Annotated in this window: 22 protein-coding genes and 2 pseudogenes; 19 read left to right on the forward strand and 5 right to left on the reverse strand. The window is 69.0% G+C overall.

From position 1 onward, the window contains the following. The first annotated feature begins 196 nt into the window (after positions 1-196). Both OP86_RS05890 and OP86_RS05895 read left to right on the forward strand, forming a co-directional pair. The gene (locus OP86_RS05890) at positions 197-1,357 is read left to right on the forward strand and encodes an RNA-guided endonuclease InsQ/TnpB family protein (protein ID WP_051829735.1); all 1,161 of its coding nucleotides are present in this window, start codon (positions 197-199) and stop codon (positions 1,355-1,357) included. Between the two features lie 247 nt (positions 1,358-1,604). Next, positions 1,605-2,555: a heme o synthase gene (locus OP86_RS05895; protein WP_030055956.1), complete on the forward strand. Its 951-nt coding sequence runs from the start codon at positions 1,605-1,607 to the stop codon at positions 2,553-2,555. An 85-nt stretch (positions 2,556-2,640) separates the two neighbouring features. Here OP86_RS05895 and OP86_RS05900 read toward each other — a convergent pair whose 3' ends face one another. Beyond that, positions 2,641-3,282, reverse strand: coding sequence for a DUF2461 domain-containing protein (locus tag OP86_RS05900; protein ID WP_030256070.1), 642 nt, complete (start codon positions 3,280-3,282; stop codon positions 2,641-2,643). Positions 3,283-3,354: 72 nt separating this feature from the next. On the opposite strand from OP86_RS05900, the gene OP86_RS05905 reads away from it, so the two are divergent. Further along, positions 3,355-3,693 (forward strand): hypothetical protein, encoded by a 339-nt coding sequence (locus OP86_RS05905; protein ID WP_030055954.1) that lies wholly within the window; start codon positions 3,355-3,357, stop codon positions 3,691-3,693. Between the two features lie 166 nt (positions 3,694-3,859). On the opposite strand, the gene OP86_RS05910 is transcribed toward OP86_RS05905, so the two are convergent. Continuing rightward, positions 3,860-4,141, reverse strand: a complete 282-nt coding sequence (locus OP86_RS05910; RefSeq protein ID WP_051829726.1) for an NUDIX domain-containing protein — start codon at positions 4,139-4,141, stop codon at positions 3,860-3,862. Between the two features lie 245 nt (positions 4,142-4,386). Between OP86_RS05910 and OP86_RS05915 the strand changes: the two genes are divergently transcribed. The 6 genes and pseudogenes from OP86_RS05915 to OP86_RS05935 all read left to right on the forward strand — a co-directional run bounded on the left by OP86_RS05915 (position 4,387) and on the right by OP86_RS05935 (position 9,000). Continuing rightward, a complete protein-coding gene (locus OP86_RS05915) occupies positions 4,387-5,043 on the forward strand; it encodes a hypothetical protein (RefSeq protein WP_030055952.1) in 657 nt (218 codons plus the stop codon). 27 nt (positions 5,044-5,070) lie between these two features. Next, positions 5,071-5,351: pseudogene (locus OP86_RS37785) on the forward strand (helix-turn-helix domain-containing protein); the annotation flags it as partial. Beyond that, positions 5,348-5,903: pseudogene (locus OP86_RS32780) on the forward strand (flavoprotein). The pseudogenes OP86_RS37785 and OP86_RS32780, both read left to right, overlap by 4 nt. Before the next feature lie 38 nt (positions 5,904-5,941). Further along, positions 5,942-6,364, forward strand: coding sequence for an NUDIX hydrolase (locus OP86_RS05925; protein WP_051829727.1), 423 nt, complete (start codon positions 5,942-5,944; stop codon positions 6,362-6,364). 176 nt (positions 6,365-6,540) lie between these two features. Further along, positions 6,541-8,217 (forward strand): Eco57I restriction-modification methylase domain-containing protein, encoded by a 1,677-nt coding sequence (locus OP86_RS05930; RefSeq protein ID WP_078588517.1) that lies wholly within the window; start codon positions 6,541-6,543, stop codon positions 8,215-8,217. A 12-nt stretch (positions 8,218-8,229) separates the two neighbouring features. Beyond that, complete coding sequence (locus OP86_RS05935; protein ID WP_051829728.1) at positions 8,230-9,000, forward strand: PaeR7I family type II restriction endonuclease; 771 nt, start codon at positions 8,230-8,232, stop codon at positions 8,998-9,000. A 222-nt stretch (positions 9,001-9,222) separates the two neighbouring features. On the opposite strand, the gene OP86_RS05940 is transcribed toward OP86_RS05935, so the two are convergent. Continuing rightward, positions 9,223-10,203: a COX15/CtaA family protein gene (locus tag OP86_RS05940; protein ID WP_030055948.1), complete on the reverse strand. Its 981-nt coding sequence runs from the start codon at positions 10,201-10,203 to the stop codon at positions 9,223-9,225. A gap of 45 nt (positions 10,204-10,248) precedes the next feature. Between OP86_RS05940 and OP86_RS05945 the strand changes: the two genes are divergently transcribed. Both OP86_RS05945 and OP86_RS05950 read left to right on the forward strand, forming a co-directional pair. After that, a complete protein-coding gene (locus OP86_RS05945; protein WP_030055947.1) occupies positions 10,249-10,599 on the forward strand; it encodes a collagen-binding domain-containing protein in 351 nt (116 codons plus the stop codon). A gap of 379 nt (positions 10,600-10,978) precedes the next feature. After that, a complete protein-coding gene (locus OP86_RS05950) occupies positions 10,979-11,659 on the forward strand; it encodes an LAETG motif-containing sortase-dependent surface protein (RefSeq protein WP_157849671.1) in 681 nt (226 codons plus the stop codon). Positions 11,660-11,735: 76 nt separating this feature from the next. Here OP86_RS05950 and OP86_RS05955 read toward each other — a convergent pair whose 3' ends face one another. After that, positions 11,736-12,455: an ABC transporter permease gene (locus OP86_RS05955; protein ID WP_051829737.1), complete on the reverse strand. Its 720-nt coding sequence runs from the start codon at positions 12,453-12,455 to the stop codon at positions 11,736-11,738. 41 nt (positions 12,456-12,496) lie between these two features. After that, complete coding sequence (locus OP86_RS05960; protein ID WP_030256080.1) at positions 12,497-13,438, reverse strand: ABC transporter ATP-binding protein; 942 nt, start codon at positions 13,436-13,438, stop codon at positions 12,497-12,499. Positions 13,439-13,602: 164 nt separating this feature from the next. Between OP86_RS05960 and OP86_RS05965 the strand changes: the two genes are divergently transcribed. From OP86_RS05965 to OP86_RS06000, 8 genes are read left to right on the forward strand one after another with little or no spacing between them, the layout of a single operon-like run. After that, positions 13,603-14,445, forward strand: a complete 843-nt coding sequence (locus tag OP86_RS05965) for a helix-turn-helix transcriptional regulator (protein WP_106973338.1) — start codon at positions 13,603-13,605, stop codon at positions 14,443-14,445. A 9-nt stretch (positions 14,446-14,454) separates the two neighbouring features. After that, positions 14,455-15,870 (forward strand): Fe-S cluster assembly protein SufB, encoded by a 1,416-nt coding sequence (gene sufB / locus OP86_RS05970; protein ID WP_030055940.1) that lies wholly within the window; start codon positions 14,455-14,457, stop codon positions 15,868-15,870. Between the two features lie 58 nt (positions 15,871-15,928). Next, entirely contained in the window at positions 15,929-17,161 is a 1,233-nt protein-coding gene (gene sufD, locus OP86_RS05975; RefSeq protein WP_030055939.1) for a Fe-S cluster assembly protein SufD, read from the forward strand. Between the two features lie 5 nt (positions 17,162-17,166). Beyond that, a complete protein-coding gene (locus OP86_RS05980) occupies positions 17,167-17,484 on the forward strand; it encodes a non-heme iron oxygenase ferredoxin subunit (protein WP_030055938.1) in 318 nt (105 codons plus the stop codon). A 6-nt stretch (positions 17,485-17,490) separates the two neighbouring features. Next, the gene (sufC, locus tag OP86_RS05985; protein ID WP_030055937.1) at positions 17,491-18,255 is read left to right on the forward strand and encodes a Fe-S cluster assembly ATPase SufC; all 765 of its coding nucleotides are present in this window, start codon (positions 17,491-17,493) and stop codon (positions 18,253-18,255) included. Continuing rightward, the gene (locus OP86_RS05990) at positions 18,252-19,514 is read left to right on the forward strand and encodes a cysteine desulfurase (RefSeq protein ID WP_030055936.1); all 1,263 of its coding nucleotides are present in this window, start codon (positions 18,252-18,254) and stop codon (positions 19,512-19,514) included. Before sufC ends, OP86_RS05990 begins: the two co-directional genes overlap by 4 nt. A gap of 20 nt (positions 19,515-19,534) precedes the next feature. Beyond that, positions 19,535-19,987: a Fe-S cluster assembly sulfur transfer protein SufU gene (sufU, locus tag OP86_RS05995; RefSeq protein ID WP_030055935.1), complete on the forward strand. Its 453-nt coding sequence runs from the start codon at positions 19,535-19,537 to the stop codon at positions 19,985-19,987. A 21-nt stretch (positions 19,988-20,008) separates the two neighbouring features. Next, entirely contained in the window at positions 20,009-20,383 is a 375-nt protein-coding gene (locus OP86_RS06000; RefSeq protein WP_078588519.1) for a metal-sulfur cluster assembly factor, read from the forward strand. Positions 20,384-21,118: the final 735 nt, after the last annotated feature.

The raw sequence follows: 21,118 nt of genomic DNA on the forward strand, positions 1-21,118 counted from the left end.
GGTCAGGACGGGGGAGCGGGGGCGCGCCGAAGCGGCTTCGTGCGTTCAACCGACTCCTCCCAGGAGATGCACCGGCCGTCGGTCCGAGGAGCGGCAGGTCCTGGGCCTCTAGGGCGCCCGACTTTCGTGGCGCTCTGTGGATCAGTGCTGACTCTCCGTATTGATCTCTGTGGTTGCTTGAACTATGGTGCGGGTCGTGAAGATCGTGGTACGGGTGAAGCTGGAGCCGTCGGCCTACCAGGCCGATGCACTCGCCGCCACCTTGCGCGCGTGCAACCGTGCGGCGAACCACGTCTCCGAGGTCGCGTTCCGGACGGGGGAGAAGCGGCGCAACGGTCTCCAGTCGATGGTGTACCGGCAGGTCAAGGAGGATTTCGACCTGTCGGCACAACCGGCGGTGCGGGTGGTGAAGAAGGTTTGCGACGCATATGCGACGTTGAAGGCGAACGTCAGAGCCGGGAATCTCGGCCTGAAGGGGTCGAAGCGCAGGAACAAGGCGGAGGCGAAGCCGATTTCCTTCCGTGAGGATGCGGCGCAGGCGTTCGACGACCGCTGCCTTTCGTGGCAGGCGGCGAAACGTACCGTGTCGATCTGGACGACTGCCGGGCGGTTGAAGGGCATCCGGTTCGCGTGCTCCGAGGACGCGGCGAAGATGATTGCCGATCACCGGCAGGGCGAATCCGATCTCTTGTTCCGCGACGGAGCTTGGTACCTGTTCGCGACCTGCGATGTTTCCGTTCCCGCGCCATACGAGCCCACTGACTGGATTGGCGTGGACCTCGGGATCGTGAACATTGCCACTACCTCGGACGGAAAGGTCCTGTCAGGGCGCCGCCTGGAGCGCTACCGCAAGCGCATGCGAACCAACGTCGCCAAACTCCAGGCCAAGCGCACCAAGTCCGCCAAGCGCCGGTTGAAGGCCCTGCGCCGCCGTGAGCAGCGCTTCGCCACCGACACCAACCACTGCATATCCAAGACCATCGTCAAGACCGCTGAACGCACCTCGCGCGGGATCGCCCTGGAAGACCTGACAGGTATCCGTGAGAGGGTCAAGGCCAAGCACGACCAGCGGTACCGCCTCCACTCCTGGGCATTCGCTCAGCTCGGAGCATTCGTGGAGTACAAGGCTCAGCGCGCCGGAGTACCCGTCGTGCGCGTCAACCCGGCCCACACCTCCCGCCAGTGCTCCGCCTGCTGGCACACCCACAAGCAGAACAGAGTGGATCAGGCCACGTTCGCGTGCCGCGCATGCGGCATGACCATGCACGCGGACGTCAACGGCTCCCGCAACATCCGCCACCGCGCGGCTGATGCGTGGCAGCGGGGCAAAGTCAACTGCCCCACCAGCGCACCGTAGAGCGCTGGTCAGACGCGGTGACCGCTGACGGGGCAACTCGTCAGGCACATGGTTAACCGCAAGCCCGGCCCTTTGGGCCGGGTGGTTGACCCAGTCGGTTCACCCGGGGCGTGCGATCCGCCTCGCCGGGGGACCCCGGAGCCGGTTGGGATGTATGGAGCGTCTATGGTGTCGTGGTACGCGCAGAGCGGACGATTCGGGACCCTTCGTTCCTGTGGACGCCTGCGAGGATTCATCTTCAGTTGGGGTGTTAGTGACCGCCGTCGAAACCCGTCCCGCCGGGGTCACCGGGGCGACTCCTGCACAACACCGGCCGCTCGGGGCCCGTGTCGGCGCCTTCGTCGCACTGACCAAGCCCCGGATCATCGAGCTGCTGCTGATGAGCACCGTGCCGGTGATGTTCCTGGCCCAGCAGGGTGTGCCGAACATGCTGCTGGTGCTGAAGGTCGTGATCGGCGGCTACCTCTCGGCGGGCGGCGCCAACGCCCTCAACATGTACATCGACCGCGACATCGACGCGGTGATGTCGCGCACCGAGCGGCGGCCGATCGTCACCGGGATGGTGTCGCCGCGCGAGGCGCTGGTGTTCGGCATCGTGCTCGCGGTCGTGTCGACCCTGCTGCTGGGCTTCGGGGTCAACTGGCTCTCCTCCGGACTGGCCCTGGGCGCGCTGCTGTTCTACGTGTTCGTCTACACGCTGGGGCTCAAGCGGCGCACCTCGCAGAACATCGTCTGGGGCGGCATCGCCGGCTGCATGCCGGTGCTGGTCGGCTGGTCCTCCGTCACCAACTCGGTGTCCTGGGCGGCCGTGGTGCTCTTCCTGGTGGTGTTCTTCTGGACGCCGCCGCACACCTGGGTGCTGTCGATGAAGGTGCGCGACGACTACCTGCGGGCCGGCGTGCCGATGCTGCCGGTCATCAAGGGCAACGTGGCGGTCGGCAAGCAGGTCGTCGCCTACTCCTGGGTCATGGTGGCGGTCTCGCTGGCGCTGTGGCCGCTCGGGCACATGAGCTGGCTGTACCCGGTCGCCGCGGTGGTGCTGGGCGCGGCCTGGCTGCGCGAGGCGCACGCGCTGTACGCGCGGGCCAAGGCCGGGGTCGTGGGCGCCAAGCTCAAGGAGATGCGGCTGTTCCACTGGTCGATCACCTACCTGTCGCTGCTGATGGTGGTGTGCGCGGTCGACCCGTTCGTGAAGTAGCGGCTTGATGCACGGAAGAGCCCCGGTCCTTTTGGGCCGGGGCTCCTTCGCGTTCGGGGCCTTTCGCGTTCGGGGCCTTCCGCGTTCAGCGGGTGGGGAGCTCGGAGGGGCCGACGTGGCCGTCCAGCCAGTCCCGCAGCGGCTGGGAGGCGTGCAGGAAGCCGGTGATCCGGGTGTAGGCGGTGCGGGTGCCCAGCCACTTCGCGGGCTCCCACTCCTGCCAGGCCACCAGGCCCTTGTGGCGCAGCAGCTCGATCCGGGGGTGGTCCTTGGGGTAGCCGCGCGGGGCCGACTTGAGGGAGTCCCGGCCGAAGACCTGCGGGCCGTCCTTCTCCACCCGGGCGATCACCCGCACCAGCTCGGCGCCGCCGACCTCCTCGGCGACGGCGACGCGGTAGCGCTCCAGCTGGTCCGGGGCGAGGACGTACATGCCGTTGCCGCAGGCCAGGCCGTCGGCGGAGAGCTGGATGTAGCCGCCGCCCTCCAGGTGCGCGCCGATGTGCGTCTTGTACGGGGACTTGTCGGCGCTGAACCGGACGTCGCGGTTCGGGCGGAAGATCTTCCCCGGCCCGAACTCCGGCTCCAGCTCGGCGAGCAGCCGCTCCATCGGGGCCCGTACGACGTCGTCGTACTGCTCCTTGTGGGCCTGCCAGAAGGTCTTGGAGTTGTCGGCCTCCAGGTGCTCGTAGAAGTCGAGCGCCTCGGTCGGCCAGCCTTGGAACGTCACTCCTCCAGTATGTGTCCCGGTGCACAGGACGCTCCCGTCGCCAGGGTGTCTACCGGTGGGTAGCATGCGGGCATGAGCAGCGCAGAGACCGCCACCGCCGCCGCGCCGGACGCCCGTACCGAGCGCCGCGCCAAGCGCATCGCCAAGAACCTCACCAGCTTCGCCCGGCAGCACGGGGGCAGCGCCGACGCGGTCGTCGAGTACGTCGGCGCCGTGGCCACCCGGATCGTCGTGGTCGGCGCGGACGGCGCCTGGGGCGACCAGGTGGCCCCCAGCTACGCCGTCGGCCGCCGGGCCGCGGAGCTGGCCGGGCTGACCCTGCACGAGGACTTCGAGGGCGAGCTGGGCCTCAAGGTGAAGACCGGCCCGTACGAGTGGAAGCGGATGGCCGGGATCCAGCTCGGCGGCTGATCCCCGGACGTACGACGCGACGGCCCGGCTCCCCTTCGGCGGGGGAGCCGGGCCGTTGTCTTGGCGGACCGAAGCGCTGGACGGACGCGGCTGTGACGTGACGTGTCTGCTGGTGGGGGCAGGCTGCCCTGGGGGCGGCCCGGGCCTCGGGCCGCCCCCAGGATGATCAGTCGGTGGGCCAGTTGTGCTGGGTGACGCCGCCCGGGTGGTGGAGGACGGTGTGCACGTGGGTGAGAGCGTCGGGGGCGACGCGCAGGCCGGTTTCCTCCCAGAGCTCGCGGGCGGCGGCTGCGGTCAGGTTCTCGCCGGGGTCGAGTTTGCCGCTGGGAGCGTGCCACTGGCCGTAGCCGTAGGGGCCGCCGCGCTGGGACAGCAGGATCTTGTCCTCGGGGGTGCGGACGATGATGTGCACGTCGATGACGGGGATCTGCCGGGTGCTGGTGCTCATGGTTCTCTAACTGCCTTGCTGTGTTTTGGTGTTGGTGGTGCGATCGGAGCGCTGTGTCGGCTGCTCGGTCGCCCCCGGGCGGTGCTGCGCCGGCAGAGCTTCGCCGCACGCGGAACCGAGACGCCGGCAACAACGGATCCACCGTTGCGGCCCCCCAATCCGAGCCCGGCTGGGAAGTGTGAAATCCGAGTGCTGTGGTCAACCGGCGTGGCAGGATCGGCGTAGTCACGTTAAGGGAGGGACCTGTGGCGCTGAGTCACGATGAGTGGGTGATGCTGGAGGCTGCCGCTGCCGAGAGTTCCGGCTGGCTGACAGGGGATCTTCCCCTGCAGCGCCGGATCGCGCAGCACGGGACCGTCCGCCGGCTCGTCGGAGCGAAGCTGTGCGAGTTCGCCGGCCCTGAACAGCTCGACGCTCTCGCCGCCAGCGGGGCCCGTCCGGCGTGGGCGGTGCGGGTCACCGGGCTGGGGCAGGACCTGCTGCGCTACCGGGCCCTGCGGGACCGCCCTGCCGAGCGGCCCGTCACACCGGTGGTCGACTGCGTGCCGGACACCACGATCAGCGTGCGCGCCTTCGACCTGCCCCTCCTCCGCGCCGTCTGCAAGGACGCGGAGGCCGGCCTCCTCCCCGGTGTGGACGCCGGCCTGCTGGGTACGGCCATCGCCAGGGCGCGCCCGGTCGAGGGCTCCAGCCGGCACAGCGTGGACGTCACCGAGGCCGAGCTCGCGGTGATCCTGCGGGTCTTCTACCTGGAATCCCTGCGCGGTGGCGGCGCCGCCGGCTACCACCACGTCCTGCGCTCTTCACCTCTGACAGACGCTCTGAGGCCCGATCCGGTGTGTCGTCCGGCGGCCACCGTCGTACGAGCTCGCGCCGCCCTCTCCATCGCTACGGCCCGCTGAAGAGCCTTTTCGGAGCATCCGGCGGTCGCAAGCGTGGCATTGGAAGCCGCTCAACCCCTGATGCGCCGCCGCATCCCCGTTCCGGAGCGGCGGGCCGCACTCCGGGTGGATGCTGCACGGGCCTACAGCCAACAAGGCAGGCTGATTGAGGGATACCAAGCGCTCAGGATCGCGGAACGCTGCGCGTCTGAGGACATTCGCCGGCGTCCCAGCGTGCTGGAACTGGTCGGTGACATGGCCGCGCGGGACCGACGCGGTACTGTCCCGGAACTCGCCGTTTCTGCCAGGAGTTGGGAGTCCGGATTTGACTGAGAGCCGCGAGCCTTTCCTCTATGTCGTCGTCTGCGCTTCGGGAATAGCCGACGGTGTGGGCGAAACTGATCGCCGCTGCCCATGTCGAGGGCTGGAAGGTCGGTGTGATTGCTACCCCCAGTGCCCTCGGCTTCATAGACCAGGGCGCGGTCGAGGCCCAGACCGGCTATCCGATCCGCTCGGCCTGGCGCACGCCGAGCATTCCGCAGCCGCTGCCCCCGGCAGACGCGATCGCGGTGGCCCCCGCAACGTTCAACACCGTCAACAAGTGGGCCGCCGGCATCTCCGACACGCTTGCCCTCGGCATCCTCTGTGAGGCGTACGGGCTCGGCATCCCCGTTGCCGTTCAGCCCTACGTCAACTCCGCCCAGGCCGGTCACCCGGCCTATTCGGAGAGCCTGGCCCGACTGCGCTCGATGGGCGTCCTGATCGGCGACTACGTGCCCCACAAGCCCAAGTCCGGCGGAGGACGCGACAAATACAGCTGGACCCATGTCCTCGACCTGCTCCGTCCTACCCGCAGCCGCCTTTCCGAGCGGGCCACGTGACGGGCGATACCGCGGATCGAGATCAACAGGAGGCAGGGATGCCGCCGCTTCACTCGGTGTCCGTCGCGGGGGTGGTGGCGCGGGAGGACGGCCGGGTGCTGGCGATTCGTCCGGCTGACAACGGGGCTTGGGAGCTTCCGGGTGGCGTGCTGGAGCTGGACGAGGCCATCGAGGACGGCGTGCGCCGCGAAGTCCACGAGGAGACCGGGATCAAGGTCGGCGTGGAGCGGTTGACCGGCGTCTACAAGAATGTGAGCCGAGGGATCGTCGCCCTCGTTTTCCGCTGCCGACCGGAGAGCGGGGCAGCGCGGCTCTCGGACGAGGCAGCCGAAGTCGACTGGCTCACACCGGCCGAGGTGTCCGACCGCATGGCCGAGGTCTATGTCGTACGTGTCCTGGACGCGCTTCGGGACGACATGGCACCAAGCATCAGGAGCCACGACGGCCGACACCTGCTGTGACGACATCGATCCGCCTGCCGTCTGATCGACACCAGTATCACCTCCACGTGTAGCGCGAGGTAGGTGGCCTTGGTTCGGGGCGGCAAGCACAAGGAGTGACGTCTTCAATACTCGATGTCAATTGATCGTGGTCAGGCCTGGGGCGGTCGCCGAGGTGTCCGCTGTAGGGTCGAGTCGTGGCAACTCTGGCGCTCTTTGACATCGACAAGCAGGCGTTGCCTGAGGTTCCCGCGGAAGCCGTCGAGCATGGCGAGGTCTTCACCCGCCCTTGGGTCGTCGAGCTCATCCTCGATCTGCTCGGCTACACGCCGGACAAGGACCTCGCGCAGCTGAAGGTCGTCGAGCCTGCTTGTGGTGCAGGAGCGTTCCTCGGCGTGATCGCTTCACGGATCAGCGCCTCATGTCGAGCCCACGGTCGTCCGATCACCGACGCGGCGAACGCCGTCCAGGCGTTCGACCTGCTCGGGCGCAACGTGGCCGAGAGCCGTGGAGTCATCGAGCAACGGCTCCACGATGATGGCTGGGAGCGGCGTGAGGCGCGGAAGGTTGCCTCGTACTGGGTGAAGCAGGGCGACTATCTTCTCCAGGCTGACGCCGAGCACCGTGCGGACTTCGTCGTCGGCAATCCCCCCTACATCAGGCTGGAGGATGTCCCCGACGACCGGATGGACGCTTACCGCAGAGCCTGCCCCACGATGGGAGGCCGCGCCGATATCTATATCGGCTTCTACGAGGTGGCGCTCCGGAGCCTGCAGCCAGGGGGCCGGCTCGGCTTCATCTGCGCAGACCGTTGGATGAGGAACCAGTACGGCCGTAAGCTCCGCCAGCTGGTGACCAGGCAGTTCAGTATGGATCTGACGCTGGTGATGCACGACGTGGACGCCTTCCAGGAGCAGGTTTCGGCGTACCCCGCTGTCACGATCATTTCCCGACAGGCACAGGGTGGCGCGGTTGCCGCCGATGCGACCCGCGCGTTCGGGGAGCCGGAGGCCCGTGACTTCCTCGCCTGGTACGAGGCCGAGGGGCGGAAGCCGATCGCCACGGCCTCCTTTCAGGCGGCCCCTCTGCCGCATTGGTTCCCTGATGAGGACTCCTGGCCAGCGGCCTCACCTGCCAGGCTCGCGGTTCTTGAAGACCTCAGCGACCGGTTTCGGCTGCTAGAGGACAAGAGCACGGGGACACGCGTCGGCATCGGTATCGCGACCGGTGCGGACAAGGTCTTCATTACTGATGATCCTGAACTGGTTGAGCCGGACCGGCTCCTGCCTCTGGCCATGGTTCGAGACACCACCAGCGGCTCCATCGACTGGAGCGGGTCCTGCCTGGTCAATCCGTGGAACTCCCAGGGCGAACTCGTTGACCTTGCTGCCTATCCGAAACTCGGCGCTTACTTTCGCCAACACAGTGGCGCTCTTCGTAAGAGGTATGTCGCAGTCAAGCAGCCCGACCGTTGGTACAAGACGATCGACAAGGTCGACCACAGACTGACGAGCCGGTCCAAGCTCTTCTTCCCGGACATGAAACTGACGATCCATCCGGTGCTCGACGAAGGGAAGTTGTACCCTCACCACAACCTGTACTTCATCGTCTCGGACGTCTGGGACATGCGCGTGCTCGGTGGCCTGCTCCTCTCCAAGGTAGCTGAGGCGTTCGTGGAGGCATACGCGGTCAAGATGCGTGGGGGAACGCTCCGCTTCCAAGCGCAGTACCTCCGCAAGATCCGTGTGCCAGACCCGGTGGCCATCGCCGATGAGGACCGTACCGCCTTGGCAGACGCCTTCGACAAGCGGGACGTGAATGCGGCCACCGAGGCAGCACTGCGCGTCTACGGGCTTACCGAGCTTCCCGATTAGGAGGAACCGATCTTGACGGTCAGCCGCCAGGACTTCGAGGACGCCGTCGCGGCGTACTGGGGTGTCAAACAGGCCCAGAACGAACAGTCGGCGATCAAGGCCGCAGTTGGCGCCGGCACGGCGGGTTCCGTCAGAGGTGGTAAGCACTTCGATTCCATCGCGACCCTCTTGGCGAAGTTCTTCCTCGAAGCGGGCTACCCGCGCGAGAGCATTCGGATCGCCAAGTCCCAGCGTCTGGAGCTTCCCGGTTACTACAGGCCTCAGAAGCAGTGGGACGTCGTCGTCGCCTATGAGAACACGCTGGTGGCTGCCTTCGAGATGAAGGCCCTGGGCGGGCCGTCTTTCGGCAACAACTACAACAACCGGGTCGAGGAGGCCCTCGGCAGCGCCGTCGACCTTCGAAGGGCGGCGCTGGCCGACCTCTACCCCGGGGAGAAGCCCTGGCTCGGCTATTTCTTCATCATGCAGGACGAGGAAGGGTCGAGGCGGCCCGTGAAGCCGGCTGATGGGGCTCTCCCAGTCGAGGGCGTCTGGCACGGCAAGTCCTACCAGGAGCGGTTCGGTATCTTCTGCCAGCGGTTGATGGCCGAGCAGCTCTACGACGCGGTCTGCTACGTCACGTCGTCCGCGACTGACCCGAAGCCGAATGAGCCGGTTGTCAGTCTGGACTGGAGGCACTTTTCTGCCGCCATAAACGCGCGGATCGGCTACCTGCAGGAACTGGGACTGCCGAGGCCGCAGTGGCCTCATAGCACGCTGTTCGGGAACCTCGGCCAAGACTGATGATCTGCGTGAGCGAAGCGGGCGCGCACTGCGTAGCACGTGCTGGGTCGGGCGGGATCGTGGGGCAGGAGGAAGCGTCCTGACCCGAGGGTTTGTCGCCAAGTGATCGATGGCAGCAGCAATCAACATGATCGCTCTCGGACTCGGGAATGCCTGGTCCGGGATACCGTGCAGGCTCCCATCCGAGGGGATGGGAGCCTGCACAGTGCGTCGAGGTTGTGCTCAGACGGTGGCAGCTTGTGGGGTCTGTGCGGGCAGCTGGTCGGCGACCTCTTCGGCCTCGCGGGTGCGGAGGGCCAGCGGAATGCGGAGGGCGGCGATCCAGGTGAGGGTGGCGCCGAGCATGTGGAGGCCGACCATGAGCTCGGGGGCATCCGTGAAGTACTGGATGAAGCCGAGTACACCCTGGAGGAGCAGTACCGCGAGCAGTTCCTTGGTGCGGGCCTTGGCGGGCTGGGGGGCCTTGACGGCGGCGAAGACGAAGATCATCGCGATGGTCAGGCCGACCGAGATGAACGCGAAGTCGGCGTGGAACTGGGCGAGGCGGTCGTAGTCCAGCGGGATGCGGGGGACGATCTTGTTGTCCCTCGGCGTGCCCGGGTGGTGGCCGGCGCCGGTGACCAGGGTGCCGGCCGTGACGAGCAGGCCGATCACGGTGACCAGGACGTACGAGAGCTGGTGGATGGGGCGGGCCACGTGGAGCTTGGGGGCGCCGTCCCCTTCCTTCGACCGTTCCCACATCAGGAGGGCGACCCAGACCAGCGCCATCGCGGCGATCATGTGCAGCGCCACGGTGTACGGGTTGAGGCCGGTCAGCACGGTGATGCCGCCGAGCACTGCATTGCTCATCACCAGCCAGAACTGCGCCCAGCCGAGCTTCGTCAGGCTCCGCCGCCAGGGGCGGTGGCAGCGGGCGGCGAGGATGGCCCAGCCGACCGCCGCGCTCAGCACGTAGGTGAGCATCCGGTTGGTGAACTCGACGACGCCGTGGAAGCCCATCTCGGCGGTGGGCGTCAGGCTCTCGGCGGTGCAGCGGGGCCACGTCGTACAGCCGAGGCCGGAGGCGGTGAGCCGGACGGCGCCGCCGGTGACGACGATCACCACGCTCATCACCAGCGCGGCGAACGTGGCGCGCCGGACCATCGCGGCGGAGGGCTGCCAGCGCTCGGCGAGCAGGGAGAAGGGGTTCAGCACGCGCTCCATCGTAGGCGGCCTTACGGGCGATCTTGGGGCGGGGCGCGGGGTGCGGTGACCGGGGACCAAAGCGGACTGGCCGGCCTCCTCGCGGCGGCCGCCCAGGCCGTCGGCGCCGACCAGGAGTGCCGCAGCCTCGGGGTCACCAACCTCTACGGCGAGTTCATCGAGGCCGATGACACCCACACCCCCGATGCCGAGGGCGCCGTCGCGGTCGGCGGCAACGCCGACTTCACCGGCGGCTTCTCCGTCGGCCAGGAGCTGACCGCCGCCGAGGTCGACTCGCTGCCCGGCAAGAACGCGCTGGTCGTGGCCGGCAAGATCACCGGTCAGAACACCCAGGTGATGAAGGGCGACGGCGTCTACGGCCCGTGCTGCCGCTGGCGGTCGGCGGTGCCGTGGTGATCGCCGCCGGTGGCCCGATCGTGGTGGCCGCGCGGCGCAAGGCGGCCAAGAAGGCCTGATAGGGGCCGAAAAGCCCGAATGTTCGTCGGCTGATCGAAGCGACGCCCCCGGGTGATTGAACCTGATCGCCGGGAGCGCCGTTCTGTCTGAAAGGTGACGAAGTTCATTCAAGTCCGCCGAATCCGCATTCTGCGAGGTGGTGACTGTGATGGGCTGGTCATGCACATCGGAGAACGGGCGGACAGACGAAATCCGGTCGTACGGCGGGGTGTGGCGGGATGCGGGAGTGCCGGTAGAGTCCCTCGGACAGCTCGTGGCGGGCCACCGCGATCCAATCAACACGCCTGCTGCGCAAGACCGTTCGGAGGGGAACAGGGTAATGGCGCGACAGCAGCGGCACATCGGGATCGGCGCGGCGGCACTTGCCGGTACGGCGGCGGCCGGTTTTCTACTTCCCTTGGCGCTGGCCACCGACGCCTCGGCGCACGTGCCGACGTGGTCGGTGACCTGCGACAAGATCGTGGTCGACCTGATCAACTACAGCCCCAAGGCCGACGTGAAGAACACCGTCAGCCTCACCATCGACGGCGAGAAGGTCCTGGACGCCAAGACCTTCCCCGCGGAGTTCCACGGCACCTTCCCGGTGAAGGACCACACTGCCCCGATCAAGGCGAACCTGGTGGTTTCCACCACGGAGAACCCGAACGACAAGGGCTGGAACATCAACGAGACCAAGACCATCGAGCCGTGCCACACGCCGACTCCGACCCCGACGCCCACCCCCACCAAGACCCCGACGCCCACCCCGACGCCGACCGTGACGCCGACGAAGACCCCGACCCCCACGCCGACCCCGACCACGCCGCCGACCGTGAGCCCGTCGACCCCGCCCGCCCCGAGCACCCCCGCCCCGGCGCCCAGCACCAGCGGACCGGCGCTCGCCCAGACCGGTAGCAGCGACGCGACCCCGGTGATCGCGGCGGCCGGCGGCGGCGTGCTGCTGGTCGGCGGCGCGCTCGTCCTGCTCGCCCGCAAGCGCCGTGGCGGCAGCCAGAGCTGACGTGCCGTGAGCTGAACACCGCAACGCCCCCCGGCCTCAACTGGCCGGGGGGCGTTGTGCGTTCGTGCGTCGCCGGTCACTCCCAGCGGAAGAAGCGGGCGGCCGCGGCCAGGCCCAGCACGGCCCAGCCGGCCAGGATCCCGAGGTCCGCCCAGGGCACTCCGGCGCCGCTCTGCAGCACCGAGCGCAGGCCGTCCGAGAGCGCCGAGATCGGCAGCAGCTCCAGCAGTGACCGTACGGCGCCGGGGAACTTGCTCAGCGGCACGATCACCCCGCCGGCGAGCAGCAGCAGGATGAAGACCAGGTTGGCGGCGGCCAGCGTGGCCTCGGCCTTCAGGGTGCCGGCCATCAGCAGGCCGAGCCCGGAGAAGGCGGCGGTGCCGAGGACTAGCAGCGCGACCACCGACAACGGGTTGCCCAGCGGGGACCAGCCCAGCGCCAGCGCGATCACCGACAGCAGCGCGACCTGCAGCGCCTCCGTCACCAGGACGCAGCCGGTCTTGGCGGTCAGCAGCGCCCAGCGCGGCAGCGGGCTGGCGCCGAGCCGCTTCAGCACGCCGTAGCGGCGTTCGAAGCCGGTGGCGATGGCCTGCCCGGTGAAGGCGGTGGACATCACGGCCAGCGCGAGCAGGCCGGGGGCCAGGAAGTCGACCCGCTTGCCGGGGCCCTCGACCGCGACGATGTCCACGGCGGAGAACAGCACCAGCAGCACGGTCGGGATGACCACGGTGAGCAGCAGCTGCTCACCGTTGCGCAGCAGCATCCGGGTCTCGAAGGCGGTCTGGGCGAGCAGCATCCGGCCGACGGGGGCGGCACCGGGCTTCGGTGCGTACGAGGTCACGAGCGGAGCTCCCGTCCGGTCAGGTCGAGGAAGACGTCTTCGAGGCTGCGGCGTTGGACGGACAGCCGTTCGGGCAGGACGCCGGCGGCCGCGCACCAGCCGGTGACGGTGGCCAGAAGTTTCGGGTCCACCGGTGCCTCGACGCGGTAGCTGCCGGGGGTGGTCTCGACGGCGGTGGCGCCCTCGGGCAGTTCCTTGACCAGCGGGCCGAGGTCCAGGCCGGGCGGGCCGTCGAAGCGCAGGGAGTCCTCGGCGCCGCCGCGGCACAGCTCCTCGGTGGTGCCTTCGGTGATCACCTTGCCGCGGTCCACGATGGCGACGCGGTCGGCGAGCTGCTCGGCCTCGTCCATGTGGTGGGTGGTGACGACCACGGTGACGCCGTCCCGGCGCAGGTCGCGGACCAGGTCCCAGGTGGCGCGGCGGGCCTGGGGGTCGAGGCCGGCGGTGGGCTCGTCCAGGAAGACCAGCTCGGGGCGGCCGACCACGGCCATGGCCAGGGCGAGCCGCTGCTGCTGGCCGCCGGACAGCCGCCGGTAGGTGGTCCGGCCGCAGGAGCCGAGGCCGAGGCGTTCGACCAGGGCGTCCACGTCCAGCGGGTGGGCGTGCAGCTTGGCGGTGTGCCGCAGCATCTCGACCGCGCGGGCGCCCGCGTACACGCCGCCGGACTGCAGCATGACGCCGATCCGGGGGCGCAGGGCGGCGCTCTGGGTGACCGGGTCGAGACCGAGGACGCGGACGGTGCCGGCGTCGGGGCGGCGGTAGCCCTCGCAGGTCTCGATGGTGGTGGTCTTGCCGGCGCCGTTGGGGCCGAGGACGGCGGTGATCGCGCCGGCCGCGATGGTGAGGTCGAGGCCGTCCACCGCGACCACGCGGTTCTTGGGCGCAGTGCCGTAGCGCTTGACCAGTCCGGCGATCTGGACCGCGGGTACGGGATTCATACCGGCGAGTCTAAGAGGCGCTCACACGCAGGCCGGACGGCGGCCTCGGTGATCGTTTTCCCAGGCCAGGTAAGGCTTACCTGCGTGATCGATGCCACCGGTGAGGCCTGGATCACGGCTTGTCCCGACGGAAGTAATTACGCAACACTGGTGTTGTGAAAAACATGCGCGAGCACGCCACGCAGCAGGAGGCCGAGTCGGCCCCCGGCTGTGACGTGCCCGTGACGGCGGCCGAGGTGCTGCTGGAGGGCCACCGCGCCACCCGGGACCGGGTCGCCCGGTCGATCCTCGACCACGGCCCCTCCTCCGCCGCCGACCTGGCGAGCCGGCTCGGCCTCACCGCCGCCGCCGTCCGCCGCCACCTCGACGGACTGGCCGCCGCCGGTCTGGTCGAGTCCCGCGAACAGCGGGTCTACGGCAGCCGTGGCCGGGGTCGTCCGGCCAAGGTGTTCGCCCTCACCGACGGCGGGCGGGACGCCTTCTACCAGGCCTACGACCAGCTCGCGGCCGACGCGCTGCGCTGGATCTCGGACTCGGTGGGCGGCGGCAAGGCGGGCGAGGAGGCGGTCGCCGCCTTCGCCCGGGCCCGCTTCGGCAAGCAGGGCGAAAAGTACCTGGAAGCCCTGCGCCAGGCCGGGGAGGACGAGCGCACCGAGGCTCTCGCCGAGGCGCTGAGTGCGGACGGGTACGCTGCCACGGTGCGGCGTGTCCCGTCGGCCGCGGCCAAGGCCCCGGCGGGCGCCCAGCTCTGCCAGCACCACTGCCCGGTCGCGCACATCGCCGAGCAGTTCCCGCAGCTCTGCGAGGCGGAGACCGAGGTCTTCTCGCGGATCCTGGGCACCCATGTGCAACGGCTGGCCACCATCGCCCACGGCGACGGGGTCTGCACCACCTATGTGCCGGCACCCGGTGCCGCATCGTCGTCCGCCCGCCGTGCCGCGGGCCGGGACTCCGATGCAGTGCCGACTGCCGGTACGTCCACCGATGATTCAGCGTCCGCGCGTTAGGAAGCTCGCATGACTGACACCGTTTCGCACCCCGAGCTCGAAGGCCTCGGCAACTACGAGTACGGCTGGGCCGACCCGGACGCCGCCGGCGCCGTGGCCAAGCGCGGGCTCAGCGAGGACGTCGTCCGCGACATCTCGGCGAAGAAGAGCGAGTCCGAGTGGATGCTGAACCTGCGGCTCAAGGGCCTGAAGCTGTTCGGCAAGAAGCCCATGCCGACCTGGGGCTCCGACCTCTCCGGCATCGACTTCGACAACATCAAGTACTTCGTCCGCTCCACCGAGAAGCAGGCGGAGTCCTGGGAGGACCTGCCGGCCGACATCAAGGCCACCTACGACAAGCTGGGCATCCCGGAGGCGGAGAAGCAGCGCCTCGTCGCCGGTGTCGCCGCCCAGTACGAGTCCGAGGTCGTCTACCACCAGATCCGCGAGGACCTGGAGGAGCAGGGCGTCATCTTCCTGGACACCGACACCGCGCTGCGCGAGCACCCGGAGATCTTCAAGGAGTACTTCGGCACCGTCATCCCGGCCGGCGACAACAAGTTCGCCGCGCTGAACACGGCGGTGTGGTCCGGCGGATCGTTCATCTACGTGCCGAAGGGCGTGCACGTCGACATCCCGCTGCAGGCCTACTTCCGGATCAACACCGAGAACATGGGCCAGTTCGAGCGGACGCTGATCATCGTCGACGAGGACGCCTACGTCCACTACGTCGAGGGCTGCACCGCGCCGATCTACTCCTCCGACTCGCTGCACTCGGCGGTCGTGGAGATCATCGTCAAGAAGGGCGGCCGCTGCCGCTACACGACCATCCAGAACTGGTCGAACAACGTCTACAACCTGGTCACCAAGCGCGCCGTGGCGTACGAGGGCGCGACCATGGAGTGGATCGACGGCAACATCGGCTCCAAGGTCACCATGAAGTACCCGGCCGTCTACCTGATGGGCGAGCACGCCAAGGGCGAGACCCTGTCGATCGCCTTCGCGGGCGAGGGCCAGCACCAGGACGCCGGCGCCAAGATGGTGCACATGGCGCCGAACACCTCCTCGCACATCGTCTCCAAGTCGGTGGCGCGCGGCGGCGGCCGGACCTCCTACCGCGGTCTGATCGAGATCGGCGAGGGCTCGCACGGTGCCAAGTCCAACGTGCTGTGCGACGCGCTGCTGGTCGACACCATCTCCCGCTCGGACACCTACCCCTACGTGGACGTCCGCGAGGACGACGTGTCCATGGGCCACGAGGCGACCGTCTCCAAGGTCAGCGAGGACCAGCTGTTCTACCTGATGAGCCGCGGCCTGACCGAGACCGAGGCCATGGCGATGATCGTCCGGGGCTTCGTCGAGCCGATCGCGCGCGAGCTGCCGATGGAGTACGCGCTGGAGCTCAACCGGCTGATCGAGCTGCAGATGGAGGGCGCGGTCGGCTGACGCCCGGCCGAGCACCCGCCATCCACTGATTTCGAGGAAGAGAGCACTACGAACAGCCATGGCTGACGTTCAGAACACCACCGGCTCCACCACCGCCGGGTCGATCGAGGTCGGTACGGCCGGCGCGGGCGCGCAGCTCGCCGGCCCCGGCACCGGCCGGACCTCGGTCCAGCAGCCGATCGACGCGCGCGTCGCGGTCAAGCCGTCCTTCGACGTGAACGACTTCCCGGTTCCCACCGGCCGCGAGGAGGACTGGCGGTTCACCCCGCTGCACCGCCTCGGCGGGCTGCACGACGGCACCGCCGCCGCGGGCGAGCGCGGTGAGGACAAGGTCGAGTTCACGCTGCCGGACGGCGTCACCGCCGAGACCGTCGGCCGCGACGACGCCCGCCTGGGCAAGGCCGGCACGCCGGTCGACCGGGTCGCCGCGCAGGCCTTCAGCGCCTTCGAGCAGGCTCTCGTCGTCACCGTCCCCAAGGAGACGGTGCTGGCCGAGCCGGTCAAGATCGACGTGCGGGGCGAGGGCGGCGTCCGCTTCGCCCACGTGGTGATCGACGTCAAGCCGTTCGCCGAGGCCGTCGTGGTGCTCAACCACACCGGCAGCGGCACCCGGGCCGCCAACGTCGAGCTGCTGGTCGGCGACGGCGCCAAGCTCACCTTCGTCTCCGTCCAGGACTGGGACCGCGACGCCGTCCACGTCGCCCAGCACAACGCGCTGGTCGGCCGGGACGCCTCCTTCAAGTCCGTGGTGGTCACCTTCGGCGGCGACCTGGTCCGGCTGCACCCGCGGGTCAACTACGCGGGCCCCGGCGGCGAGGCCGACCTGTTCGGCCTCTACTTCGCCGACGCCGGCCAGCACCTGGAGCACCGCCTGATCATCGACCACGACACGCCGCACTGCCGGTCGAACGTGGCGTACAAGGGCGCGCTGCAGGGCCAGGACGCGCACGCGGTCTGGGTCGGCGACGTGCTGATCCGTGCCGCCGCCCTCGGCACCGACACCTACGAGCTCAACCGGAACCTGGTGCTCACCGACGGCGCCCGGGTCGACTCGATCCCGAACCTGGAGATCGAGACCGGCGAGATCGTCGGCGCCGGCCACGCCTCGGCGACCGGCCGCTTCGACGACGAGCAGCTGTTCTACCTGCAGGCCCGCGGCATCCCGGCGGACGAGGCCCGCCGCCTGGTGGTGCGCGGCTTCTTCGCCGAACTGCTCCAGCAGATCGGCGTGCCCGAGGTCCAGGAGCAGCTCATGGAGAAGATCGACGCCGAGCTGGAATCGGCGGTCTGAACGCGATGACCTTCCTCCGTGCCTGCGCGCTGAGCGACCTCCAGGAGGACGTTCCCAAGCGCGTGGACCTCAACGGCGTGCCGGTCTCCGTCGTCCGCACCGACGAGGGGGTGTTCGCGATCAACGACATCTGCTCGCACGCGAACGTCGCACTCTCCGAAGGCGAGGTCGAGGACTGCATGATCGAGTGCTGGCTGCACGGCTCCAGCTTCGACCTGCGCACCGGCAAGCCCTCCGGCCTGCCCGCCACCAAGCCGGTCGCTGTCTACCCCGTAAAGATCGAAGGGGACGATGTGCTCGTCTCCGTCAACCAGGAGTCCTGAGTACACATGGCAACCCTTGAAATCCGCGACCTGCACGTCTCCGTCGAGGCCGAGAACGGCCCGCGCGAGATCCTGAAGGGCGTCGACCTGACCGTGAAGCAGGGCGAGACCCACGCCATCATGGGTCCGAACGGCTCCGGCAAGTCCACCCTGGCCTACTCCCTGGCCGGCCACCCCAAGTACACCGTCACCGGTGGCTCGGTGCTGCTGGACGGCGAGGACGTCCTGGAGATGTCCGTCGACGAGCGGGCCAAGGCCGGTGTCTTCCTGGCCATGCAGTACCCGGTCGAGGTTCCCGGTGTCTCGGTCAGCAACTTCCTGCGCACCGCCGCCACCGCCGTCCGCGGCGAGGCCCCCAAGCTGCGGCTGTGGGTGAAGGAGGTCAAGGAGGCGATGGCCGCCCTCCAGATGGACCCGGCCTTCGCCGAGCGCAACGTCAACGAGGGCTTCTCCGGTGGCGAGAAGAAGCGCCACGAGATCCTCCAGCTGGAGCTCCTCAAGCCGAAGATCGCGATCCTCGACGAGACCGACTCCGGCCTGGACGTCGACGCGCTGCGGATCGTCTCCGAGGGCATCAACCGGGTCCGCTCGACCGGCGAGGTCGGCACCCTGCTGGTGACCCACTACACCCGCATCCTGCGGTACATCAAGCCCGACTACGTCCACGTCTTCGCGGGCGGCCGCATCGTCGAGTCCGGCGGTGCCGAGCTGGCCGACAAGCTGGAGGAAGAGGGCTACGAGTCGTACGTGAAGGGCGGCGCGTCCGAGTGACCCATACCCCGCTGTCGGGCCTGCTCGACACCGATGCGATCCGCAAGGACTTCCCGGTCCTGCAGCGGCTGCTGCACGACGAGAAGCCGCTGGTCTACCTGGACAACGCGGCCACCTCGCAGAAGCCGCGCCAGGTGCTCGAAGCACTGAACGCGTACTACGAGCGGCACAACGCCAACGTCCACCGCGGCGTGCACGTGCTCGCCGAGGAGGCCACGGCGCTGTACGAGGGCGCCCGGGACAAGGTCGCGGCGTTCGTCAACGCGCCGAGCCGCAACGAGGTGATCTTCACCAAGAACGCCTCCGAGTCGCTCAACCTCGTCGCCAACATGCTCGGCTGGGCCGACGAGCCGTACAAGGTCGACGCCGACTCCGAGATCGTCATCACGGAGATGGAGCACCACTCCAACATCGTCCCGTGGCAGCTGCTCTCGCAGCGCACCGGCGCGAAGCTGAAGTGGTTCGGGCTGACCGACGAGGGCCGGCTCGACCTGTCGAACATCGACGAGCTGATCACCGAGAAGACCAAGGTGGTCTCCTTCACCCTGGTCTCCAACCTGCTCGGCACGATCAACCCGGTCGAGACGATCGTCCGCAAGGCCCAGTCGGTCGGCGCGCTCGTCGTCATCGACGCCTCGCAGGCCGCGCCGCACATGGTGATGGACGTGCAGGCGCTGGAGGCCGACTTCGTCGCCTTCACCGGCCACAAGATGCTCGGCCCGACCGGCATCGGCGTGCTCTGGGGCCGCCAGGAGCTGCTGGAGGACCTCCCGCCGTTCCTCGGCGGCGGCGAGATGATCGAGACCGTCACCATGGGCTCGTCCACCTACGCCCCGGCGCCGCACAAGTTCGAGGCCGGCACCCCGCCGATCGCCCAGGCGGTCGGGCTCGGCGCGGCCATCGACTACCTCCAGGGCATCGGCATGGAGAAGATCGCGGCGCACGAGCACGCGATCACCGAGTACGCGGTGGAGCGCCTGCTGGAGGTGCCGGACCTGCGGATCATCGGCCCGCGCACGGCCGTGGACCGCGGTGCCGCGATCTCCTTCACCCTCGGTGACATCCACCCGCACGACGTGGGCCAGGTGCTGGACGAGCAGGGCATCGCCGTGCGCGTCGGCCACCACTGCGCGCGGCCGGTCTGCCTGCGGTACGGAATTCCGGCGACCACGCGGGCGTCGTTCTACCTGTACTCGACGCCGGGCGAGGTCGACGCGCTGATCGACGGCCTGCACCACGTCCGGAACTTCTTCGGCTGACGGGACGGGGCAGGACCACGATGAAGCTCGACTCGATGTACCAGGACATCATCCTGGACCACTACCGCAACCCCCACGGCAAGGGGCTGCGGGACGGCGACGCCGAAGTGCACCACGTCAACCCGACGTGCGGCGACGAGATCACCCTGCGGGTGAGGCTCGACGGCGTGACCGTCGCCGACGTCTCGTACGAGTCCCAGGGCTGTTCGATCAGCCAGGCGAGCGCCTCGGTGCTCAACGACCTGGTGGTCGGCAAGACCGTCGGCGAGGCGCAGGCCGTCCAGGAAGCCTTCCTGGAGCTGATGCAGAGCAAGGGCCAGGGCGAGGGCGACGAGGAGGTGCTGGAGGACGCGGTCGCGTTCGCCGGCGTCTCCAAGTACCCGGCCCGGGTCAAGTGCGCCCTGCTCAGCTGGATGGCCTGGAAGGACGCCACCGCCCAGGCGCTCGCCAAGCACCCCGCCGTGAACGACTGACCCCGCAGGGGAGGACAGACCATGAGTGACGAAACCCCCTCCGCTGCGGAGGAACAGACCGGCATCATCGTCGGCACCACGGCCGGCACCGTCTCGGTGGAGGACCTGACCGAGGCCCTGATGGACGTCGTCGACCCCGAACTGGGCATCGACGTCGTCAACCTGGGCCTGATCTACGGCATCCACATCGACGAGACCGACGTGGCCACCATCGACATGACGCTCACCTCGGCGGCCTGCCCGCTGACCGACGTCATCGAGGACCAGGCCAAGACCGCCACCGACGGCCTGGTGAAGGACCTGCGCATCAACTGGGTCTGGATGCCGCCGTGGGGCCCCGACAAGATCACCGACGACGGCCGCGAGCAGCTCCGGGCGCTGGGCTTCAACGTCTGAGGTCGCTGGTCGATCGTTGTTCCGCTGCCGCGCGAACCCCCCGGGGTTCGCGCGGCAGTGGCGTTTCCGCGCCTGCGCTTCGCCCGCCGCAGGGTGAACACCCGCGCGGGATCTGCTTCGTTGAGCCGGTCCACCGCCGTTCCCCACCATCCACCCCCCACCCGCCTTCCGGCGGGTGTCCACCCCAGCCCTCGCCGCGCGCCGCCCGGCCAGGCGGCGCGCGGCGTTGATGGAGCAGGGCGAGACACCTGCCCGAAGCGAGAGGGCCCTGTCCCGCCGGTGCCCCTTCGGGCTGGTGGGAGAGCGTGTCTCAGGCTGCGATGTGTGCAGGCCGACTGGCGGTTATTGCGGAGCGCAGGGCAGTTCGGACTCGGGCGGCACCTGCGGTGGCCACCTCCGCGCCCTTGCGGGCCGTGGGGGTTTGGGTGGTCAGGTCAGCGCACGGGCGGCAGATGCCTGGTCGTGGCACGGGGTCGTGGCACTTGGCGCACTCGGCGTACCGGGCCGGTGGCCGTGCAACGGGCCGGACGGGCGGCATCTTGTGCTCCAGACGGTAGCGGAGCACGGCGGCCGCCGAGTGCATCGGCGTGGGCAGGCCCGGCAGCAGGGCCTGGGCGAGGTCGGCTGCGGTGCAGTGGCGCGCCAGCCACTGCGCCACCAAGGGTGCCAGTTCCCGTGCTTCGGCCTCGCCCAGGCGCAGCCGGGGCTCGGGGCGGATCACGCGAAACAGGGTGG

Source organism: Streptomyces novaecaesareae, assembly GCF_000716875.1.
Classification (GTDB): Bacteria; Actinomycetota; Actinomycetes; order Streptomycetales; family Streptomycetaceae; genus Kitasatospora; species Kitasatospora novaecaesareae.